Here is a 21,362-nt window from a genome sequence, read left to right on the forward strand (position 1 = left end):
GTTATTGCTCCTCGGGGAGGGCAAAGGGCGCCAGCTCATCATTTTGGTGCAATAGAATCTGTACTTGCTGTTCGGCTTGGCTCAAACGCTGTTGACCCGCACGCACTAGCTGTACGCCGCGTTCAAAGGACTTAAGCGATAGCTCTAAGCTCAGGTCACCTTCTTCAAGCTGATTGACCAAGTTTTCCAGTTCTGCGAGGGCGCTTTCAAAATCCATGTTTTCAGGTTTTTTAGTAGCCACGGGCATCCTCTGTGATTAAACGGCAAAATAAGGGCTAATAGTACCATTGCCGTTCGGCTTTTGGCGAAAATTATGGCTGGGCAGCGCACAATGGTTATTCGAGCCTTTAAAATGGGCGCTGCATGCAGATAATACCGGTAGCGACAAAACGGTGCATAACAAGGTAAGATTGACACCTATTTTTTCAGTCAACATTATGACCTTATTTTAGTGTTATCAAATCAGCCACGGGGGCATTGCTTTGGATTTAGCAACAATAATCGGATTAATCGGTGGATTAGCCTTTGTGGGCATGGCCATGATCCTAGGAGGCAGCCTAGGCATGTATGCTGATGTGCCGTCGTTTTTTATTGTGTTCGTCGGCTCCCTGTTCGTGGTGATGATGAAGTTTAACTTTGGTCAGTTTTTGGGAGCGGCTAAAATAGCGGCTAAAGCCTTTCTATTTAAGCTAGAAAAACCCGAAGACTTGATTGAGCGCGTCGTAGTACTGGCCGATTCGGCCCGTAAAGGTGGGTTTTTGGCGCTAGAAGAAGCGGAAATTACCAATCCCTTCTTACAAAAAGCCGTGGACATGCTAGTGGATGGCCACGAACAAAACGTGGTGAAACAAGCCTTAGAAAAAGACATCGACCTCAACGCCGAACGCCAAGAACAAGGTGCCAAAATATTCCGCGCGTTAGGCGATGTAGCACCGGCCATGGGCATGATAGGTACGCTGATTGGGCTGGTGGCCATGTTAGCCAACATGGATGACCCTAAAGCCATAGGGCCGGCCATGGCTATTGCCTTGCTGACCACCTTATATGGCGCCATGCTGGCTAATATGATAGCGCTGCCGATTGCCGATAAATTAGAGCTGCGCTCAGAAGAAGAACGACTGAATCGTACCTTAATCTTAGATGCGGTATTAGGCATCCAAGACGGCCAAAACCCGCGGGTGTTACAAGGCTTGCTAGAAAACTATTTGGCCGATAACAAGCGGTCGAAGGAGGAGTAGTGGCCAAGAAGTGTAAACAAGCAGCGGCAGGTGCGCCGGCTTGGATGGCCACCTTTGCGGACTTGGCTACCATATTGATGAGCTTTTTCGTGCTCTTGCTCGCCTTTGCCGAAATGGACGTGGTGAAGTTTAAGCAAGTGGCAGGTAGCATGAAATACGCCTTTGGTGTGCAAAACCAATTAGAGGTATCGGAGATCCCTAAGGGGACCTCTGTGATAGCGCTGGAATTTCGTCCCGGCCAACCCCAGCCCACACCGATTGACGTGATCATGCAACACACCACAGACTCCACGCAAGCGGAGTTGGACTTCCAGCCCGGTGAGTCGGACCGCGCTGCGGGTCAAAGTCGAGAAACCGGTAATCAAGATGGTGCCGAGGATCAAGAGTCGCCGCCTGTAGATCAAGAAACTATGGTCGTCGCCCAAGAGTTGGCAGCAGAGCTTAGCGAGTCCATTGAACAAGATGCCATCGAGATCGAAGCACTCGGCCAACAGGTGGTGATCCGCATTAAAGAAAATGCGTCTTTTTCTTCAGGCTCAGCGTTTTTGCAGCCGCAGTTTTGGCCTGTGGTCCGTAAGATTGGTGCGTTAATCAAAGATATTCCCGGTGAAATCTTAGTGTCGGGTCACACCGATGATATCCGTAGCCACAACGAGTTATTTCGTTCTAACTGGGATCTATCCTCCCAGCGCGCCTTGGCGGTGGCTGAGCAGCTGCTTAAAGTGGACGGCTTTAACGAAGATCGCATGGTGGTGATGGGCATGGCGGGTACGCGCCCCTTGGCCACGAACGACACCAGCGATAATCGTCGTCGTAACCGTCGCGTCGAGATCACTATCTCCCAAGGCAAACCTAAATTTACGCCGCCATTGGATGTAACTGCACCGCGCTAAGAAAACGGTCAGGCGTGAGGGGTAAAGAGTAAAGAGTGAGGCGCAGTAACAATAGTGCCAGCTCAATACAAGACAGTGCTGAATACACAGTGCCGAATCAATTGGCACACTACCAAACAGAGAGTTTTGCCTCACCCTCATGTACTTTTTTTGCACAAAATCTCGGCGAAAGGGTGTATCATATTCGGCTTTAGTTTTATGCAGATCTCTCTTTTAGTTGTTTTGATCTGTCTTTTTACCCAGTGCTAGGCGCGTCGAATTTATGAAATTTATTATCAAGCTTCATCCAGAAATCACCATTAAGAGTCGCTCGGTGCGCCAGCGCATGTGCAAACTGCTGCAGGGCAACATTCGCAATGTCGTTAAACATCTGGATGAAGACGTCAAGATCCGCTCCGAATGGGACAAGCTGATCGTTCGCAGTCAGCAAGATGAACATCGCCAAGCCATGATCGATGTCTTGGCCTGCGTGCCTGGCATACAATCTTTCTTAGAAGTACAAGAACATAAAGCTAGCACCCTAGATGAAATTTTAACCCACACCGAGCAGGTATTTGGGCCGCAATTGGCAGGCAAGACCTTTTGTGTGCGCGCTAAGCGTCGAGGGCAGCAAATATTTAGTTCACTGGATGTGGAGCGCTACGTGGGTGGCGGCTTAAACCAGCGTTGTAATACCGCGGGTGTTAAGTTAAAAAATCCTGATATACAGGTAAATCTTGAGCTGGACGGTGAGCGCCTGTACTTGGTTAATCAACAGTATGCAGGCTTAGGCGGCTATCCGATTGCCAGTCAAGAAAGCGTGCTTAGCCTCATATCGGGTGGCTATGATTCGGGTGTGTCTTCATATCAGTTTATTAAGCGCGGTAGCCGGGTGCATTACTGCTTCTTCAATCTTGGTGGCCCTGAGCACGAAGCGGGCGTGCGTGAAGTCACTTACTATTTGTGGAAAAAGTACGGTGCCTCGCACCGCGTTAAGTTTATCTCTGTGCCTTTTGAGGGCGTAGTAGGTGAGATCCTAGAGAAAGTTGAAAACGGCTATATGGGGGTGATCCTCAAGCGCATGATGATGCGCGCCGCAGCCGTAGTGGCACAAAGGCTGGATATTAATGGCCTAGTGACAGGAGAGGCCATGGGGCAGGTGTCTAGTCAAACCGTGACCAACTTAAATGTGATCGACCGGGTGACCGACATGTTGATCATGCGCCCGTTAGTGGCAACCGATAAGCAAGACATCATAGACATAGCTCGTCACATTGGTAGTGCCGCTTATGCAGAAAAAATGCCTGAGTATTGTGGCGTCATTTCCAGCAGCCCCACCATTAAAGCCAAGATGGGACGAGTGACGGAAGCAGAGGGTCACTTCGATTTCAGTGTGCTAGAAAATGCCATTGACTCCGCCTTTGTGGAAGATATCCGTGCCCTTGAGCATAAGCGAGTCTTGGCTGAGGTGGAGTTTACTGCCAGCGAGGGCGATGGCGAGCCTAATGAGATTATCTTAGATATTAGGCCTCCCGAAGAAGAAGAAGCATCGCCCTTAAGCGTTGCTGGCCGTGAAATTAAGGTGATCCCTTTCTTTAAGCTGTCGAGCCAGTTTGCTGAGTTAGACGCCAGCAAAACCTATCTTTTATATTGTGACCGCGGCGTGATGAGCCGTTTGCAGGCCATTCATTTAAAAGAGCAAGGCTTTGATAATGTTAAGGTGTATAAGCCTTAACCTACGGGTGAAGAGTAAGGTGTGAAGCGTGAGGCGTGAGGCGTTAAAAGAAGCGCTGAGCACTGAGCTAAAGTTCCACAAACAAAAACGCCATCCTTAATCGGATGGCGTTTTTTATGGTCAGTGGAGTAGTGTTAAACGGTTAGTTAAGCATTAAGTTAAGCATTCAACATTCAACATTCAACATTCAACACTGCCGTTGACGACCTTACGCTTCGCAGCGCTTAATTTCATCATACAATTGCTGGCTCACTGGCACAGGAATACCGTCTGCGTGCTTGAGAATAAACCCAGTGATGTAATCAATCTCGGTTTTACGACTATTAGCCAAGTCTTGCTGCATTGAAGAATGGTTAATAGACGTTTCCTCTATCACCTGATGCAAGCGACGGCGTAGCGCATCTTTAGGTTCGGCGTCACTGCCATCTATACGGGCTATCACTTGATAAACTTCGTCTGTGAGTTGCTCTAGTACATCATTAAATCTGGGCTCAATGAGTTGGCCATTGCTGATATTGTTATAAGCGGTGAGGGGATTTATAATAGCATTCACGGCCAGCTTACGGCGTTGGTGTAATGCAATATCGTCACTCCATTCACAATGACCTAAGGCGGCCGCTAACGGCTTAAGTAAATGAGCCCATTCTTTACCGGCTTCATTTAAGGCACCTAACCAGGTTTCACCCTTGCCCGTATGGCGCACCAGCCAGTCTTGTTCTTTCATGGCGCCGTGGCTACACACGCCAACCAGTAAGGGATTGTCGGGCATTAACTCTTTAACTTGCTCGGTTAAACCCATGCCATTGTTAAATAAAATAATGGGTGTGCTTTTAGGTAAATGCTGCAGCTCTTTAAGGGCGCCGAGCACGTGATAAGCCTTAGTAAACACCATTAAACATTCTACTTTGCGCGCATGTTCAGGGAATCTAGGCTGACTTTGAATTAACTGGTGGCGGCCACTGAGCGTAATCAAATCCAGATTAGGATGGAAATGACCACGATGACGCTCAGAAAGCATAAAACCAACTCGTTCACCTTTTTGGTGGAGTTGACCTGCGATAACACAACCCAGAGCTCCAGCTCCAAGAATGGTCCATTCCGTCATCACTCTATTCCCTAAATTTTGTTATTATGCATGTGTAGTTAAGCATATACGTTAGCTGTGAATTTTCATTGTTGCCAGTGTATTTTTTTATCGCTGTCGGTTAATAAAACCATTTAAAGGAGCCAGCATGCCGTCTTTTGATATTGTGTCTGAAGTTGAGATGAATGAAGTACGTAATGCGGTGGAGAATGCCAACCGCGAATTGGAAACCCGTTTTGACTTTCGTGGTGTTGAAGCCAGCTTTGAGCTGAAAGATGAGAAGGTAAAGCTGAGTGCTGACGCTGAGTTTCAGTTACAACAGATGCGAGACATACTGCGGGGAGCCTTGATTAAGCGAGGCATAGATACCAAGGTATTGGATCCGGGAAGCATAGTGCGCTCAGGTAAACGTCATATTCAGGAAATGGGGTTCAAACAAGGTATCGAGACGGCGCTTGCTAAGACGCTGGTCAAGCAAATCAAGGACAGTAAAATTAAGGTGCAGGCGTCTATTCAGGGTGAGCAGCTACGTATCACTGGCAAAAAGCGCGATGATCTACAGCAAGTCATGGCGTTACTGCGCGGCTCTGAGCAAGAGCAACCGCTGCAGTTTAATAACTTTCGCGATTAATCTTTTATTCGTGAGGCATGAGGTTCGGGTAGAGGCCGCTTGTGAGCCGGCCGTTTTTGCGTAGCAAAACTCAAAGTGGTCAAATAAACTCGATCTCAAAAAAAACACCAGCTCAATTTGGGCTGGTGTTTTTTTTCATTCAACATTCAATATTTACAATTCAACACTGTCTCTAGCTTTGCGCTCAGCGCTGGGCACTCGGTTATGCACTTGCCAGATCAACCATAATACTGGCAGGCCAATCACGGCGGTGGCGATAAAGAAGGGAGCATAACCAAAGGCATCCACCGCCACGCCGGAGAAGCCCGCCAAAAATTTAGGGAACAACATCATAATGGAGCTGAACAAGGCATATTGAGTGGCGGAAAATGCCACATTTGTCAGGCTAGATAAATAGGCAATAAAGGCCGCTGTCGCAATACCTGCGCTGAGATTATCCAGTGAGATAATCGCAGTTAACAGCTGCACATTCGGGCCAAACTGGCTCATTAGCGCAAACATTAAATTAGTGGCGGCGGCTAATACAGCACCCAACATTAAGATACGCAGCGTGCCAAAACGGCTCACTAGCACGCCGCCTAACGCCGCGCCGACTAAGGTCATAATGACGCCATATACCTTGGTCACTGTGGCAATTTGTGACTTGCTAAAGCCCATGTCCACGTAAAACGGATTGGCCATCACCCCCATCACCACATCTGACACCCGATAACAGGCGATCAGCGCCAAAATAAGCAGCGCTTGTTTGCCAAAACGCGTAAAGAAGTCGAGAAAGGGTGCCACTAAGGCGCTGTACAGAAACGACAGTGCCTTGGCCGTCTTGACTGAGCGGCCTGCCGCAATTAACCGCGCACAGTGTTGCGCTTGGCTGGCGGCTTGGGTTTGTAAGTCGACGTCTGGCTCGTGCAGTATCAGGCAAGTGAACACGCCCACTAACATAAAACCCGCCATGCACAGATAGGCGGTTTGCCAACCCATCAGGCTATAGCCCAGATCAGAGCCCATCCACGCGGCGATGGCGAGCGCGCCAGCACCCGCCAAAATCATGCCTAACCGATAGCCCATCATATAGGCGGCGGCCAGTGCGCCTTGCAAATGCACGGGTGCCGCTTCTATGCGATAGGCATCGATTACTATGTCTTGGGTGGCCGAGGCCAAGGCCACGCTTAAGGCAAATACCGCCAAATACACCAGTTGTGTCTTGGGATCTGTATAAGCCATGCCAACCAGCGCCGCCATAATAATCAGCTGCGAGAGTAGCATCCAACTGCGCCGCCGACCCATAAGCCTGGCCAAAATCGGCAAGCGCAGTCGGTCGACCAAAGGCGCCCACAACACTTTTACCCCATAAGCCAAGGCTACCCAACTAAAAAAGCCAATGCTAGTGCGGCTAACATCGGCTTCGCGCAGCCAAAACGACAAGGTGCCAAATACCAATAAATACGGCAGCCCTGCGGAGAAGCCGAGCGCCAATAAGGTGAGCACACGGCGCTCGGTATAGAGCGCCAGTTGTTGCGTCCAGCTGGGTTTGGTATCGCTAATAGGCATCATCGACTTAAGGTTTTACGGCTGGAGCTGCGTTTGCATTTGCCTTAGTCGCCATGCTCTGTGCTTCACTCTTTATTTCACTCTTTACGTCTAAACGGCGCACACTTTGCAATACTATGGCTTGCTTGGGCACGTCGCGGGCGCGCAGCGTTAAATTCATGCCGGTGGGCACAAGCGCCATTTGCTCTAACACTTCTTTGCCTGCCGTGACTTGACCAAATACCGTATAACCGGCGGCACGGCCACCATTGAGGGATTTGTTATTGCTAAAGTTGATATAAAATTGACGGGTGGCACTGTTAGGATCTTGAGTGCGCGCCATGGCAATGCTGCCGACGACGTTGGCTAAGCCATTGTTGGACTCGTTAACCACAGGGCTATAAGTAGGGAGCGTCTGATACTCGCTATCATAGCCGCCGCCTTGCACCATAAAGCCGGGAATGAGACGATGAAAAATACTGCCATCGTAACTGCCGTCGTCTACATAGCGTAAAAAGTTAGCGACTGTCGCCGGCGCTGCTGCTTCATTCAGCTCTACTTGCAGGGTGCCCAAGTTGGTCACTAATTCGACTTTAGGACCGGCCCACGCAGCTGTGGCTGCCAGCAGGCTGGCAGCAAATATGAGTACCGATTTCATTATTGAGCTCCAATAAATTGCTGTACGTCACGATCAGACAGCATCTCTTTCAAGATCAAGGATAATTGCTCGTCGATGGCGGCTGTTACTTTATCTAGCTCAGGGTGCAGGCGACCCGGAAACTCAGCCTGGGCTTTACGGCTAAATATTTTGCTTAAGTTGCGACCATCGCGAGTTAATACCAGTCTTATGCGCATTTGTTGTACTACGTCATAACTAATGTGACCACGGATCACCCGCGCCAACACTTCATCTATTTCCAGCTGTATCTGGCTATTTGAGCCTTGCTCAATAAAGGCGCCTTGTTGGCTTAACCCTTGGGCTAATGCTTGCTCCAGTTGCACCTTGAGATTATTACTGGCAACTACCACGACCGGCGCTTTATTGTTTTGCTCAATCTGTATTATGTAGTCGTTACTGCGTTTATCTTGGCTGCTGACACTGACGGCTTGGCCTCGATAGACACCGCCTTGCTCACTGACGCTAGGCTGTACATTCACGCCTACGGGGTAGTAGCTGGCGCAAGCCGTGAGGCTTAGCGCAACAGCCGCTGTTATTAACCACTTAATTACTTTCATAATGCGTCCTTAACGAGGTTGAATGGCTTTAAGAATAACGAATTTAGGATTAGAGGCCACGACCGTTTGGTTGCCAAATAAACGGATTAATTTGTGATGATAATCAAGATGGCGGTTACCTACCACCCATAGCTCACCGCCAGAGCGCAGCACTCGCTTGGCATCCACAAACATTTCCCACGCAATATGGTCGGTAATGGCCTGTTGCTGGTGAAACGGCGGGTTGCACAAGATAAGATCTATGCTGTCCGAGGCCACACCATCGAGACAATTATTGACGGAAAAATGTGCGCGAGCCTCGGCTTTCGGTAAATTATGGCGCACGTTGTGCCGTGCACTCGCGATGGCCATATACGACTCATCGGTAAAGGTCACCTCGGCTTGTGGGTTATGCACCAAGGCCATTAAGCCGAGCACACCATTACCGCAACCTAGGTCGATAATGTGACCGCTTTGCTCTTTGGGTAGATGTTCTAAAAACAAGCGGGCAGCAATATCTAAGCTGGCGCGCGCGAATACGTTGGCATGGTTATAAAGAGTAAAATCTGTGCCATCTAAGGGCCAGGCTACTGGTTCGGGCAAAGTGGCCGCTTTAAGTTTAGGATCTGGGGTGCAGAAGATCAGACGCGCTTTCTTCCACGCCAAACTGGTCTTAGTGGGGCCAAGGTGGCGCTCAAATAAGGCTAGCGTAGAGCTATGAATATCTTTGGCTTTGCCGGCCGCTATCACTCGGGTAGTGGGCGTCACTATCTGGCTTAATTGCGCCAATTGATATTCGAGCATGGCATTATTTTTGGGTAGCTTGATTAGCACCACATCCGGTGCCTCATCGCCCGCAGGCCAAGTTGCTAGGCTCGACAGATTTTGCCAGCTTTCAGAAAGTTGATTGTCATGGGCGTTGGCGGCGCAAGCCAGCTCGCTAATGCGTGAGTCACTCAGGCTATAAGGCCGATATTGATGCAGTGCCAAGGTAAGGGCACCAAAGCCGTCATTTAAAATCAACACCTGAGCACTGGTGTCTAACTCCAAGGTGGCCAGCTGGTTTATCAGATATTCATCGGCGGCTTCCCAGGCTTGCAGCTTGTCTTGAGCTTTACGAGGGTAACGGAGTAACGACAGCTCGCCACCCGCAGGCAGGGGAAAATGGTGATTCATACAAGTTAGGCCCATAGGAAAAAAGCCATTTTAACAGTTACTAGAGGAAAAGCAGCATGCCACTCTTCACTGAGCCCCAAACGCCACCAGATCTTAGCCCACCGCCTTGGTTGTTATTACCTCAAGGGAAGCTATTATGGTGGCCCAGCGCATTCGTGGATCAGGCCGACCAGTGGCTAGCACAGTTAGAAAATGATATTCCTTGGCAGCAACATAGTTTGCGCATGTTTGGCCGTGAACTCAATGAGCCCCGTTTGTCGTGCTGGATGGGCGAGCAGCCTTATCGCTATTCGGGCAAAACACGGTTAGCCGTGCCGTGGCAGCCACTGGTGCAAGATATTGGGCGGCGGGTGAGTCAGATCTGCGGCCAGCCGTTTAATGGCGTCTTGCTTAATTTATACCGCTATGGTCAAGACAGCATGGGTTGGCATGCGGACGATGAAGCCGAGCTGGGCCTAAATCCCACCATTGCCTCGGTCAGTCTTGGTGCCACGCGGCGTTTTAAACTTAGGCATAAGTTAGGTCATCACATAGGCGAGCTCACAGAGTTACCATTAAGTCACGGCAGTTTGCTGGTGATGGCCGGCGAAATGCAGCATCATTGGCAGCACGCCTTACCGAAAATGGCCGCCTGCCGAGAACCGCGTATCAATTTAACATTTCGCTGGCTGAGCAAATAATCCGTACGCCTGAAAGCGAATTTTGCCGCGCACGGTCTTTAATTCATTGCCCTTATCTGGGAGTTAATCATGTCGATACAAGCTCAAATTGAGCAGAAAGTGCAGGCGGCATTTATGCCCCAGCACGTGGAAGTGATTAATGAAAGTTACATGCACCGGGTGCTACCTGGCTCAGAAACGCACTTTAAAGTTGTGCTGGTGAGTGAACAATTCGAGGGTAAGCGCTTACTGGCGCGCCATCGAATGTTAAATCAATTGCTGGCCGATGAACTTAATCAAGGTGTGCATGCCTTGGCGCTACACACGCTTACGCCGAGTGAATGGCAAGCCCGAGAGACAGTACCCGAGAGCCCGCCGTGTCGCGGTCAAGGAGGCGTATCGACCTAACTTCACTGGCCCTTTATTGACGAGCACTACCATTAGTGAATGTCCACTCATCATGTAAAAAGCCAACTGTCTACTAACGCACCGCCAGTGATTACCTGATTTTTGTGTCAGTTTTACATAACGGCTATTGGTTTATGTAAACAGGCATTAAATGTTGGGATTTGCCATGGCAGCCAGTGTGTGAAAAGTGGTAACATTACGCGCCCTTAATTTCGGGCTGGATGTTACCGGACTGTGGTCAGGCTGTTGATGACATGATAGTGGACAGACCGGTAGCGACTCATCAGCATGTTGTCATGTCTGACATGGCAAGTACCTGTCTTCCTCTAACAAGTAGTGCAAGTGAGTATGATTACAATAAAAAAAGGACTGGACCTCCCGATTACCGGGGCACCAGAGCAAGTAATCTACGATGGCCCTGCCATCAAGCGCGTTGCTACGCTCGGTGAAGAATTTGTGGGCATGCGCCCTACCATGTATGTCAAGGTAGCGGATCATGTTAAAAAGGGTCAGGTTATCTTCGAAGATAAGAAGAATCCTGGCGTTAAATTCACAGCTCCCGCCGCCGGTACCGTGGTTGAAATCAACCGTGGCGCCAAGCGAGTACTGCAATCGGTAGTGATTGCCGTTGATGACAGTGAAGAGCAGATTACTTTTTCAAAATACGCTTCTGCAGAGCTTTCTACACTAGAGCGCGATACCGTGCGTGAGCAGCTGGTTGAATCTGGCATGTGGACGGCACTGCGTACGCGTCCGTTCAGCAAAGTTCCTGCTGTAGGCTCGACCCCTAGCTCTATTTTCGTGACCGCCATGGATACCAATCCGTTGAGCGCTAACGCTGAGCTGATCATCAAGGAAAACGCGCAAGCCTTTACCGATGGTCTGTTAGTGTTAAGCCGCTTAACCGATGGCAAGGTTAACGTCTGTAAGGGCGAGGGCAACCTGCCGCAAGCACAAGCCGCTAACATCCAAGATCACGTGTTCAAGGGCCTGCACCCTGCCGGTTTGCCGGGCACGCATATCCACTTTATTGACCCTATAGTACCGGGCAAAGTGGTGTGGTCTATTAATTACCAAGATGTGATTGCAGTGGGTAAATTGTTCACTAGTGGTGAGTTGTTTACCGATCGCGTGATTGCCTTGGCAGGTCCCGTGGTGCAAAAGCCGCGCTTATTGCGTACCCGCATCGGTGCTTCATTAGAAACACTGACCAGTGGTGAGCTACAAGAAGGTGAGAACCGCGTTATTTCCGGCTCTGTGCTGTACGGCACAGCCGCAAATGGTCCTCATGCTTATTTAGGTCGCTACCACCTGCAGGTATCTGTCATTGCTGAAGGCCGTGAGAAAGAATTGTTTGGCTGGTTAGTACCAGGCAGCAATAAGTTCTCGGTCACCCGTGCCTACCTGAGCCATCTAACTAAGGGCAAGTTGTTTGACATGACCAGCACCACCAATGGTTCTTCACGAGCCATGGTGCCAATCGGTAACTACGAGCGCATTATGCCGCTGGATATCTTACCGACCCTGTTGCTGCGTGATTTATTGTCTAACGACACCGACAGTGCCGTCACCTTAGGTTGCTTAGAGTTGGATGAAGAAGATCTGGCGCTCTGTACCTATGTGTGTCCAGGCAAATACGATTATGGCCAAGCGCTGCGCAAGTGTCTGACCACAATTGAGCTAGAGGGTTAAGTAATGAGCTTAAAACACACTCTGGAAAAGGTTGAACACCATTTCGAGCCGGGTGGCAAATACGAAAAGTTTTACGCCCTGTATGAAGCGGTCGCTACCGTGCTCTATACCCCAGGTATGGTCACGCGTAATGCCTCTCATGTGCGCGACAGTATCGACTTGAAGCGCATCATGATCATGGTCTGGTTGGCAACGTTCCCTGCCATGTTCTTTGGTATGTACAACTCAGGTGGGCAAACTATTGCTGCCCTAATGAACATGTATAGCCCAGCGGATCTGGCCGGCATTATTGATGGCAACTGGCGTTACAGCCTTGCGCAAACCTTAGGGGCAACCTTAGGTGAAGGCGCAGGCTGGGGCAGTAAGTTGCTATTGGGTGCCACTTACTTCCTGCCTATCTATGCCACTGTATTTATTGTTGGTGGTTTCTGGGAAGTCATTTTTGCCACAGTGCGCAAGCATGAAGTGAATGAAGGTTTCTTCGTGACCTCTGTGCTGTTCGCCTTGATTGTTCCTGCCACTTTGCCTTTGTGGCAAGCAGCCTTAGGTATCACCTTTGGTGTGGTGATGGCCAAAGAAATCTTTGGCGGCACCGGTAAGAACTTCTTGAACCCAGCGTTGGCTGGCCGTGCTTTCCTGTTTTTCGCCTATCCGGCGGAAATCTCAGGTGACACCGTCTGGACTGCCGTAGATGGCTTCTCGGGGGCAACTGCACTTGGCCAGTGGTCTGCAGGTGGTGTTTCGGCCTTGATGGACGTGAACACAGATACCGCAATCAGCTGGACGCAGGCCTTTATTGGTCATATGCAAGGCTCGATTGGTGAAGTGTCTACCTTAGCTATTTTGCTGGGCGGCGGCTTTATCGTCTACATGGGCATCGCATCTTGGCGGATAGTGGCCGGCGTTATGCTGGGCATGGTTGCCATGTCTGCGCTGTTTAACTTCATCGGCTCCGACACCAACGCCATGTTCAGCATGCCTTGGTATTGGCATCTGGTGGTGGGCGGCTTCGCGTTCGGTATGATGTTTATGGCGACAGATCCGGTATCGGCTTCTTTTACCAATAAAGGTAAATGGTGGTACGGCGCATTGATCGGCGTGATGGTTGTGCTGATCCGCGTGGTTAACCCCGCCTTCCCTGAAGGTATGATGCTGGCTATTTTGTTCGCCAACCTGTTCGCTCCCTTGTTTGACCACTTGGTGGTGCAAGCGAATATCAAACGGAGACTGGCTCGTGGCTAAGAAAGAATCTGTTGGCAGAACCTTTACTGTCATTATCGTCTTGTGCTTAGTGTGTTCTGTGGTGGTATCTGGGGCAGCTGTATTGCTCAAGCCGACTCAAGAACTTAACAAAGCGCTGGACGTGCAAACCAACATAGTAGACGTCGCCGGCCTTGGCCGTGCAAACGTGGCAGAAAACTATGGTAAATACATAGATGCTCGCTTGTGGGACATCGAAAAAGGCGAGTTTTCTGATAAGTCGGCTGAAGGTTACGACCAACGCGCCGCTGCCAAAGAAAACGACACCAGCATTAAGTTAAACGCCAGCGAAGATCCAGGTAGTATTCGTCGTCGTGCGAACTTGGTGCCTGTGTATATGGCCAAAGACGAAGACGGTAACTTGGACAGTATTATTCTGCCCATTCACGGTCAGGGTCTGTGGTCTACCATGTACGCCTTCGTTGCAATCGCACCCGATGGCAACACCGTTAAAGGCATCACTTACTACGAACAGGGCGAAACACCTGGTTTGGGTGGTGAAGTGGAAAACCCTAACTGGCGCGCTCAGTTTGTGGGTAAGAAGCTGTATGACGAAAATGGTACGCCCGCGATTAAAATCGTGAAAGGCGGTGCACCTGCCGATGCGCCTTCAAGTGTCGATGGTTTATCTGGCGCTACCTTAACCTCTAACGGTGTGCAGCATACCTTTGATTTCTGGTTAGGCGACAAGGGCTTTGGTCCTTTCCTGACTAAGGTACGGAAAGGAGAGCTCAACAATGGCTGATAAAGCAGAAGTTAAAAAGGTTCTTTTTGGACCTATTATCGGCAATAACCCCATTACGCTGCAGGTGCTGGGCATTTGCTCGGCCTTGGCGGTGACGTCACAGATGCAAACTGCATTCGTGATGTCGTTGGCGGTAATTTCGGTAACGGCGTTTTCAAACCTGTTTATCTCATTAGTGCGTAATCAGATCCCAAACTCGGTGCGAATTATCGCGCAGATGGCGATCATTGCCTCTTTGGTAATAGTGGTGGATCAGATCCTTAAAGCGTACGCCTATGACATCTCTAAGCAGTTGTCGGTATTCGTCGGTTTGATTATTACCAACTGTATCGTTATGGGTCGTGCCGAAGCGTATGCCATGAAGAGCCCACCTTTGATGTCGTTTTATGACGGTATCGGTAACGGCATGGGGTATGGTCTGATCTTACTGATCGTTGCGACCATCCGTGAGTTGTTTGGCTCTGGTACTTGGTTTGGCATCGAAATCCTGCCGTTGATTAAGAACGGTGGTTGGTACCAGGCGAACGGTTTACTGCTGTTACCCCCAAGTGCTTTCTTTATTATCGGCGGCATTATCTGGGTACTGCGTACCATGCGTCCCGAACAGGTTGAGGCGAAGGAGTAAGCATGGAACATTTTATTAGTTTGTTTGTTCGTGCCATTTTCATCGAAAACATGGCATTGGCTTTCTTCCTCGGCATGTGTACCTTTTTGGCCGTATCGAAAAAGGTAAAAACCTCTTTTGGTTTGGGCGTAGCTGTGGTCGTGGTGTTGACCTTGGCAGTACCGGTCAATAACTTGGTTTACAACTATGTGTTGAAAGACGGCGCCTTGGTTGAAGGCATTGATTTGAGCTTTTTGAACTTCATTACCTTTATCGGTGTTATTGCAGCACTGGTTCAAATACTGGAAATGTTGTTAGATAAGTTCTTCCCGGCTCTCTATAACGCCTTGGGCATCTTCTTACCCTTGATCGCCGTAAACTGCGCCATCTTCGGTGGTGTGTCCTTCATGGTGCAGCGCGATTATAACTTTGCCGAGTCCATCGTTTACGGCTTTGGCTCAGGTGTAGGCTGGATGCTGGCAATTGTATTGTTAGCCGGTATACGCGAGAAGATGAAGTATTCAGATGTGCCTGAAGGGCTGCGTGGCTTGGGGATTACCTTTATCTCAGCCGGCCTGATGGCAATTGGCTTCATGTCTTTCTCTGGCATATCCCTGTAATCCGGTGATAGAAAAGGAATAAACGATGGAAATCATTCTAGGCGTGGTCATGTTCACCGTGATCGTGCTGGTCCTAGTAAGCATTATCCTGTTTGCTAAGTCCAAGCTGGTCGCGGAAGGGGATGTGGTCATCAGCATCAACGATGATCCCGACAAGACTATTACCACGGGTGCTGGCGGTAAATTGCTGGGCGCCTTGGCCAATAACGGCATCTTCGTTTCGTCTGCCTGTGGCGGCGGCGGTACTTGTGGTCAGTGTCGAGTGCGCATCTTGGACGGCGGTGGTGAAATTCTGCCGACCGAGCTTGATCATATCTCTAAAGGCGAAGCACGCCATGGCGAGCGTTTGTCTTGTCAGGTAAACGTCAAGCAAGATATGAAAATTGAGCTGCCAGAAGAAGTATTCGGCATCAAGAAGTGGGATTGCGAAGTGTTGTCGAATGACAGCAAAGCGACCTTCATTAAAGAATTGAAGCTACAAATTCCGAACGGTGAAAGCGTACCTTTCCGTGCGGGTGGTTATATTCAAATTGAAGCGCCGCCGCATCACGTTAAGTACAAAGATTTTGATGTACCCGAAAAGTACCGTGAAGACTGGGACAAGTTTAAGATCTTCGAACTTGAGTCAAAAGTAGACGAGGAAACCATCCGCGCTTACTCCATGGCCAACTATCCGGAAGAAGCAGGCTTGATCTTGCTTAATGTGCGTATCGCCACGCCGCCACCGCGTAACTGGGATGCGCCTCCAGGCAAGATGTCTTCTTACATCTGGTCCTTGAAGCCGGGTGATAAAGCCACTATCTCGGGTCCATTTGGTGAGTTTTTTGCCAAAGATACCAATGCAGAAATGGTGTTTGTGGGCGGTGGTGCCGGTATGGCGCCGATGCGTTCGCATATTTTCGACCAGCTCAAGCGCTTAGACTCTAAGCGTAAGATCAGCTTCTGGTACGGTGCCCGTTCACGTCGCGAAATGTTCTATGTGGAAGATTTCGACGGCTTGGCCGCGGATCACGATAACTTCCAATGGCATGTGGCCTTAAGTGACTCCACGCCTGAAGATGAGTGGACCGGTTACACAGGCTTTATCCACAACGTGTTATATGAAAACTATCTGAAGGATCACGAAGCGCCGGAAGATTGTGAGTTCTACATGTGTGGACCACCAATAATGAACGCTGCCGTCATTAATATGCTCAAAGACTTGGGCGTAGAAGAAGACAACATTATGTTGGATGACTTTGGCGGTTAAAGAGGCGAGTAAGCGGCTGTATAGCACAGCCGCTTACATCCTTTGTTCAAACCAGATGATGAGATCTAAATGAGCTCTTATGTAACTAAATGGCTGGCCCCAATGGGGCTGGCCTTTTTATTGGTCGCCTGTAAGCCGGCCGATACTGCAATACCCATGGCCAATGCCCAGCAACACCTCACCGGCAACACCATGGGCACCTATTATTCGATTAAAATTGTGGGTGTGGACGCCGCTCAAGCCGAGGCTTTACAAGTCCAGATTGATAAGCGGCTAGACACGGTTAATCAACAGATGTCGACCTATTTGACGGACTCTGAGCTGAGCCGCTTTAATCAGTCTGGTGATCCCGGTCCCTTTGCCGTATCAGCGGATACCGCCAAGGTAGTGACGGCGGCGCTGCAGCTGGGCCATCAAACCGACCACGCCTTAGATGTGACTGTGGGACCGCTGGTTAATCTCTGGGGCTTTGGTCCAGATGCACGGCCACAACAGGTGCCAACACCACAACAGCTAGACGACACTCGCGCGCACACTGGGCTGCAACACTTGCGTGTGGCCTATGACGTTCAGGGCCAGTATTTATACAAGGCCATTCCTGAGCTGTATGTCGACTTATCCTCGATTGCCAAAGGTTTTGGCGTGGATGCCGTGTCTGAGTATTTAAGCGAGCAGGGCATCAGTAATCACCTAGTCGAAATTGGCGGTGAAGTGCGCCTAAGCGGCCTTAATGGCCACCACCAGCCGTGGTCCATAGCGGTTGAAAAACCAGGGGCCGGCGAGGGGTTAGTGCAGCAAGTGGTGCTGCCGGGCAATAATAGCGTGGCCACCTCGGGCGATTATCGTAACTATTATGAGCTGGACGGGCAGCGTTTATCGCACACCATAGACCCCAAAACCGGCCATCCTATTACTCATAACTTGGCGTCCGTGACAGTAATTCACCCGTCCTGTATGATTGCAGACGGACTTGCTACGGCATTGACGGTAATGGGCACCGAGCGTGCTCTGGCCTTTGCCGAGCAGCATGAGCTGGCTGTGTATCTGCTGACCAAAACGGATGATGGCTTTAAAGTAGATATGACCCCTGCCTTTAAAAAGTATTTAAGAGGTTGATATGATGTACTTTCTGATAACCTTTGCCGCATTTGGTCTGGTCTTTTTTGCCATGGCCATAGGTTATATTTTACAGCGCAAGACCATAGCCGGTTCTTGCGGTGGCTTAGGTAGCGTCGGTATTGAAAAAGCCTGTGATTGCGATGACCCTTGTGAGAATCGCAAGAAGAAAATCGCCAAAGCAGAAGCCAAACGCCAGATGCTCGAAGAAAACCGAATTATTTAAGGTCTGTGAGGCGTGAAGGGTGAGGCGAGAGGCGTAAACATACGGCGCCAGGCGCTGAACATAAATGTCGCTGTATGTATGGTCGAATTTATTCGACCGCTTGCTGTTTAATGAGTTGATTCAATGACTTGTTTTCAATAAATAAACGCCTACAAAAAACGCCGCCGGCTAATCGAGGTGGTGTTTTACTCTTCACCCTTTACACCTCACTCCTCACCGTCTGTTAGCCATGCGTAAAATCATTCATGTGGATATGGACTGCTTCTATGCGGCAGTGGAAATGCGCGCTCATCCTGAGTGGCGCGATATTCCCATGGCGGTGGGCGGTCTGCGTGAGCGACGTGGTGTGATCACCACCTGTAATTATCCTGCCCGTAAGTTTGGTATTCACTCGGCTATGTCTAGCCATCAAGCGCTGCAACGCTGCCCGCATTTATTATTAGTGCCCGGCAACATGGCCAGCTACAAAGCCGTGTCGCTGCAAATTCGTGAAATCTTTCATCGTTACACCGACTTAGTCGAACCCTTGTCTTTAGACGAAGCCTATCTGGATGTCACCGACAGCCCTTGGTTTGCCGGCAGTGCCACCCGCATCGCCGAACACATTCGTCATACTATTGAGCAAGAATTAGATCTCACCGCCTCCGCCGGCGTGGCGCCCAATAAGTTCTTAGCCAAAATCGCCTCCGATGAAAATAAACCTGATGGCTTATTTGTGTTACCGCCAGAAGCGGTGGCAGATTTTGTGTATCAGCTGCCGCTGACAAAGATACCCGGCGTGGGGGCTAAAACTGCCGAAAAGCTAAATGCCCTTGGCTTAACCCATTGCCATCAACTGTTGGCTTTTGGTGAAGCCGAGCTGGTGGCTCGCTTTGGTAAATTTGGCGCTCTGCTATGGCAACGTGCCCAGGGTATTGATGAGCGGGAGGTACAACCGCACCGCATTCGAAAGTCGGTGGGCGTAGAAACCACGCTGCTGGAAGATATTCAGCAGCCAGAGCAAGGGGTAATTGTGCTGGCGGAGTTATGGCCGGAATTAGTGAAACGGCTAAACGAGCGGACTATTAAAGGCTTATGCCTGAAGCTTAAATTTAGTGATTTTACCCAGACTACCTTGTCGCGGCGTACCAGCGTGTTGGATGTGTTATTAGCAGAGCAATTGTGTGTTGAAGTGTGGCAACGGGCGCAGGGGCGAAGCGTGCGTCTAGTGGGGGTGAGTGTAGAGCTGGATCATGACACAGAAGACAATACCGACGCCGAACGTCAACAGTTAAGCTTTGATTGGTAAGTTAATACATGGCTAGAAGCGTTAAGCCGTAAGCTATCAGCTAAGGAATAGAGAAAAAACAACCTCTCCCACAGAAGAATAGTGAGCAAGCTGAACATAGGGGCGAGTGTTATCGTTTAGCGCGGGTGTTATTTTTTATTTACCGCTGCTTTTTATTTACCGCTGCCACGCTGTTTTTTTGGGACTCAGTATCGTGCTCACAGGCGAGGGGGGTATCGACGGCACGCGGCATATTATTGGTGAGTGATGCGGCATTGGCTACGCCTAAATAACCGGCGCTCAGTGCAAGAAATAGGGCTACTGAAGTGGTTTTCATGTGCGCTCCTTTTTATATCGTTCTTTAAATGCATGAGCTTTTACCATAACATTTTATTAATGGATGAAAAACCGTTAATTACTAGTCCTTAATCTTGACGAGTCAAATGTTGGCGCTGGTTTATGCTAATTAACAAAGCCTTACGCCTTACGTTTTGCGCCGTACCAAAGTAAGTATTTGATCGATTTACATTAAGGCAAAAACTAAAGATCAAAGACTATTTTTGCCACGGAAGAACACAGAAGGCACGGACGAAGTTCACGTGCGACAAGTGATCAATACTGTATATGGTAAGAGCTCCTCTCGTTCAGGTTGTGATGTTTCGCTCTTACCCATACCGTGGTCTTTTCAGATCTGATCACTATTTTGACCTGTTCTTCCGTGCCTCTCGTTACAAAGAAGTGTGGCAAAAAGGTTTTGATCAGTTAGTTTTACAGATTGGTATTACAACTGCGACTAGTCGCAGAGCGTTGACCCTTCCCGCGTGGGTAGCGCATAAAAAAGCCCCGAACTGTATGCAGTTCGGGGCTTTTAAATTCAGGGCAGAACAGCAGCTTACGCTATGTACTCTCTATATTGTTCAGAGGCCCTGTTTTGCTCTTTGCGTATAGCGTACGGCCTACAGCGTAAAGCTAGGGGTTATAAATTACTTTCTTCTTGCCAACCAAAGTTAGATGGTGGAGCTTGCTGCTGTTGGCCTTGGTTATTGCCCTGATTAGAATTATAGCTGTCGCTCGAACCATAATTGTCGTTTGCACCCGAGTTACCGTCGGAATGACGATTATCGTTGTAACCATTATTGCTGGATGCACTGTTACTGACGCTATGGTTGCTAACAGCATTGTTGTTTGCATTAGCCCCAGCGTTGGCTGCCCGTGACGTCTTGGAACGCTGGCTCTCGCCATAGGTGTAATTTAGGTTAGAGCCGGTGGGCTGACCATTGACCGGCGGCGCCACTTCGATATTGGACTGACGGCTGCCGTTTTGGTTATAGCTCTGCTGAGTATTACCAGCCTGATTAACGCTAGGCAGATTATTAGTCGGCTGATGGTTGCCAGATTGGTTGTTGCTAGCTTGATTACTGCTCGGCATTTCGATGGCGGGGCGATCACGGCCATCATTAAGCGCAGAGCGCACGTCGGCAGGCGATTCGGTGCGGCGATCATTTTGAATGCCAGGGGCCAGCTTTCGTGTTTCATCCAATATTTCACGTCCGAAATTAACCACACCGCTAAAAATATTGTCGGCCATGGCCGGTAACGCGAACAGTGCTAGAGCTAAACACAGCGGCGTTTTTTTAATCCAGATGGGTGTCATGGCAAACCTCAATATAAGTGACAAATAATTGCTAACGCATTAGTCCAGCAGCATTAGTCCAGCAGCATCAGTTCAGCATAAGCTAAAAAGTGGCCGTTTTATACAGGCCCTCAATTTATGCGGACGCATCATGACGCAGTTAACTTATGTTCTCTAGTGCAGTGCAGTGCCGAGCATCAAGCGCCCGGCACCCAGCTAAATAAAGACCCTGTAGTGTTTCGCTATTTATCGCTGCTACGTGCTGCAACAGCATACGTGGTGTAAGTGTTTTTCTTACTCGGCGCTTGGAGTCGGGCGCTGGGCGCTTTTGGAATGGCCCCGAATAAGTAGACACTTCTTCAGAGTGAGGAAGTGTATGCAATACCGAACCAAGCGTAAATTTAG

Annotated in this window: 25 protein-coding genes; 16 read left to right on the forward strand and 9 right to left on the reverse strand. The window is 49.5% G+C overall.

Going from position 1 to position 21,362, the window contains the following annotated elements:
* Position 1: 1 nt before the first annotated feature.
* Positions 2-241 (reverse strand): exodeoxyribonuclease VII small subunit, encoded by a 240-nt coding sequence (gene xseB, locus ACEN2G_RS07600; protein WP_442020878.1) that lies wholly within the window; start codon positions 239-241, stop codon positions 2-4.
* Between the two features lie 15 nt (positions 242-256).
* Complete coding sequence (locus tag ACEN2G_RS07605) at positions 257-436, reverse strand: hypothetical protein (RefSeq protein WP_442020879.1); 180 nt, start codon at positions 434-436, stop codon at positions 257-259.
* Positions 437-482: 46 nt separating this feature from the next.
* Here ACEN2G_RS07605 and pomA point away from each other — a divergent pair, with 46 nt between their 5' ends.
* The 3 genes from pomA (at position 483) to thiI (ending at position 3,845) form a co-directional block, all read left to right on the forward strand.
* Positions 483-1,238, forward strand: a complete 756-nt coding sequence (gene pomA, locus ACEN2G_RS07610) for a flagellar motor protein PomA (protein ID WP_442020880.1) — start codon at positions 483-485, stop codon at positions 1,236-1,238.
* Positions 1,238-2,131, forward strand: a complete 894-nt coding sequence (locus ACEN2G_RS07615) for a flagellar motor protein MotB (protein WP_442020881.1) — start codon at positions 1,238-1,240, stop codon at positions 2,129-2,131. Before pomA ends, ACEN2G_RS07615 begins: the two co-directional genes overlap by 1 nt.
* 262 nt (positions 2,132-2,393) lie before the next feature.
* Positions 2,394-3,845: a tRNA uracil 4-sulfurtransferase ThiI gene (thiI, locus tag ACEN2G_RS07620; RefSeq protein ID WP_442020882.1), complete on the forward strand. Its 1,452-nt coding sequence runs from the start codon at positions 2,394-2,396 to the stop codon at positions 3,843-3,845.
* A 208-nt stretch (positions 3,846-4,053) separates the two neighbouring features.
* Here the strand turns inward: thiI and ACEN2G_RS07625 are convergent, their stop codons facing one another.
* Entirely contained in the window at positions 4,054-4,950 is an 897-nt protein-coding gene (locus ACEN2G_RS07625) for a ketopantoate reductase family protein (RefSeq protein WP_442020883.1), read from the reverse strand.
* A 127-nt stretch (positions 4,951-5,077) separates the two neighbouring features.
* On the opposite strand from ACEN2G_RS07625, the gene ACEN2G_RS07630 reads away from it, so the two are divergent.
* Positions 5,078-5,560, forward strand: coding sequence for a YajQ family cyclic di-GMP-binding protein (locus ACEN2G_RS07630; protein WP_442020884.1), 483 nt, complete (start codon positions 5,078-5,080; stop codon positions 5,558-5,560).
* Positions 5,561-5,713: 153 nt separating this feature from the next.
* Here ACEN2G_RS07630 and ACEN2G_RS07635 read toward each other — a convergent pair whose 3' ends face one another.
* From ACEN2G_RS07635 to ACEN2G_RS07650, 4 genes are read right to left on the reverse strand one after another with little or no spacing between them, the layout of a single operon-like run.
* Positions 5,714-7,111 (reverse strand): AmpG family muropeptide MFS transporter, encoded by a 1,398-nt coding sequence (locus ACEN2G_RS07635; RefSeq protein ID WP_442020885.1) that lies wholly within the window; start codon positions 7,109-7,111, stop codon positions 5,714-5,716.
* A 4-nt stretch (positions 7,112-7,115) separates the two neighbouring features.
* Positions 7,116-7,745 (reverse strand): peptidylprolyl isomerase, encoded by a 630-nt coding sequence (locus tag ACEN2G_RS07640; RefSeq protein ID WP_442020886.1) that lies wholly within the window; start codon positions 7,743-7,745, stop codon positions 7,116-7,118.
* A complete protein-coding gene (locus ACEN2G_RS07645) occupies positions 7,745-8,323 on the reverse strand; it encodes a YajG family lipoprotein (protein WP_442020887.1) in 579 nt (192 codons plus the stop codon). Before ACEN2G_RS07645 ends, ACEN2G_RS07640 begins: the two co-directional genes overlap by 1 nt.
* A gap of 9 nt (positions 8,324-8,332) precedes the next feature.
* A complete protein-coding gene (locus ACEN2G_RS07650; RefSeq protein WP_442020888.1) occupies positions 8,333-9,478 on the reverse strand; it encodes a methyltransferase in 1,146 nt (381 codons plus the stop codon).
* Between the two features lie 56 nt (positions 9,479-9,534).
* Here ACEN2G_RS07650 and ACEN2G_RS07655 point away from each other — a divergent pair, with 56 nt between their 5' ends.
* The 11 genes from ACEN2G_RS07655 (at position 9,535) to dinB (ending at position 19,345) form a co-directional block, all read left to right on the forward strand.
* A complete protein-coding gene (locus tag ACEN2G_RS07655) occupies positions 9,535-10,158 on the forward strand; it encodes an alpha-ketoglutarate-dependent dioxygenase AlkB family protein (protein ID WP_442020889.1) in 624 nt (207 codons plus the stop codon).
* Positions 10,159-10,227: 69 nt separating this feature from the next.
* Positions 10,228-10,545 (forward strand): transcriptional regulator BolA, encoded by a 318-nt coding sequence (gene bolA / locus ACEN2G_RS07660; RefSeq protein ID WP_442020890.1) that lies wholly within the window; start codon positions 10,228-10,230, stop codon positions 10,543-10,545.
* A 348-nt stretch (positions 10,546-10,893) separates the two neighbouring features.
* Entirely contained in the window at positions 10,894-12,237 is a 1,344-nt protein-coding gene (locus tag ACEN2G_RS07665; protein WP_442020891.1) for a Na(+)-translocating NADH-quinone reductase subunit A, read from the forward strand.
* 3 nt (positions 12,238-12,240) lie between these two features.
* Entirely contained in the window at positions 12,241-13,479 is a 1,239-nt protein-coding gene (locus tag ACEN2G_RS07670; RefSeq protein WP_442020892.1) for an NADH:ubiquinone reductase (Na(+)-transporting) subunit B, read from the forward strand.
* Positions 13,472-14,242, forward strand: coding sequence for a Na(+)-translocating NADH-quinone reductase subunit C (locus ACEN2G_RS07675; protein ID WP_442020893.1), 771 nt, complete (start codon positions 13,472-13,474; stop codon positions 14,240-14,242). The genes ACEN2G_RS07670 and ACEN2G_RS07675 overlap by 8 nt, the downstream gene beginning before the upstream one ends.
* Positions 14,235-14,867 carry an NADH:ubiquinone reductase (Na(+)-transporting) subunit D gene (locus tag ACEN2G_RS07680; RefSeq protein WP_442020894.1) on the forward strand — a complete coding sequence of 211 codons (633 nt, stop codon included), beginning with the start codon at positions 14,235-14,237 and terminating at the stop codon, positions 14,865-14,867. The genes ACEN2G_RS07675 and ACEN2G_RS07680 overlap by 8 nt, the downstream gene beginning before the upstream one ends.
* Positions 14,868-14,869: 2 nt before the next feature.
* Complete coding sequence (gene nqrE / locus ACEN2G_RS07685) at positions 14,870-15,466, forward strand: NADH:ubiquinone reductase (Na(+)-transporting) subunit E (RefSeq protein ID WP_442020895.1); 597 nt, start codon at positions 14,870-14,872, stop codon at positions 15,464-15,466.
* 25 nt (positions 15,467-15,491) lie between these two features.
* The gene (gene nqrF, locus ACEN2G_RS07690; protein ID WP_442020896.1) at positions 15,492-16,715 is read left to right on the forward strand and encodes an NADH:ubiquinone reductase (Na(+)-transporting) subunit F; all 1,224 of its coding nucleotides are present in this window, start codon (positions 15,492-15,494) and stop codon (positions 16,713-16,715) included.
* A 69-nt stretch (positions 16,716-16,784) separates the two neighbouring features.
* Positions 16,785-17,831, forward strand: a complete 1,047-nt coding sequence (locus ACEN2G_RS07695) for an FAD:protein FMN transferase (RefSeq protein WP_442020897.1) — start codon at positions 16,785-16,787, stop codon at positions 17,829-17,831.
* Position 17,832: 1 nt separating this feature from the next.
* Positions 17,833-18,057: a (Na+)-NQR maturation NqrM gene (nqrM, locus tag ACEN2G_RS07700; protein WP_442020898.1), complete on the forward strand. Its 225-nt coding sequence runs from the start codon at positions 17,833-17,835 to the stop codon at positions 18,055-18,057.
* A gap of 229 nt (positions 18,058-18,286) precedes the next feature.
* Positions 18,287-19,345: a DNA polymerase IV gene (dinB, locus tag ACEN2G_RS07705; protein WP_442020899.1), complete on the forward strand. Its 1,059-nt coding sequence runs from the start codon at positions 18,287-18,289 to the stop codon at positions 19,343-19,345.
* Positions 19,346-19,484: 139 nt separating this feature from the next.
* On the opposite strand, the gene ACEN2G_RS07710 is transcribed toward dinB, so the two are convergent.
* Together ACEN2G_RS07710 and ACEN2G_RS07715 are read right to left on the reverse strand one after the other, a co-directional pair.
* Positions 19,485-19,661: a hypothetical protein gene (locus tag ACEN2G_RS07710; protein WP_442020900.1), complete on the reverse strand. Its 177-nt coding sequence runs from the start codon at positions 19,659-19,661 to the stop codon at positions 19,485-19,487.
* 639 nt (positions 19,662-20,300) lie between these two features.
* Positions 20,301-20,978: a hypothetical protein gene (locus ACEN2G_RS07715; protein WP_442020901.1), complete on the reverse strand. Its 678-nt coding sequence runs from the start codon at positions 20,976-20,978 to the stop codon at positions 20,301-20,303.
* A 117-nt stretch (positions 20,979-21,095) separates the two neighbouring features.
* Here ACEN2G_RS07715 and ACEN2G_RS07720 point away from each other — a divergent pair, with 117 nt between their 5' ends.
* Positions 21,096-21,242 (forward strand): hypothetical protein, encoded by a 147-nt coding sequence (locus ACEN2G_RS07720; RefSeq protein ID WP_442020902.1) that lies wholly within the window; start codon positions 21,096-21,098, stop codon positions 21,240-21,242.
* Positions 21,243-21,362 lie beyond the last annotated feature (120 nt).

Origin of the sequence: Oceanisphaera sp. W20_SRM_FM3 (assembly GCF_052119705.1) — a bacterium.
In the GTDB taxonomy this organism is placed as follows: domain Bacteria; phylum Pseudomonadota; class Gammaproteobacteria; order Enterobacterales; family Aeromonadaceae; genus Oceanimonas.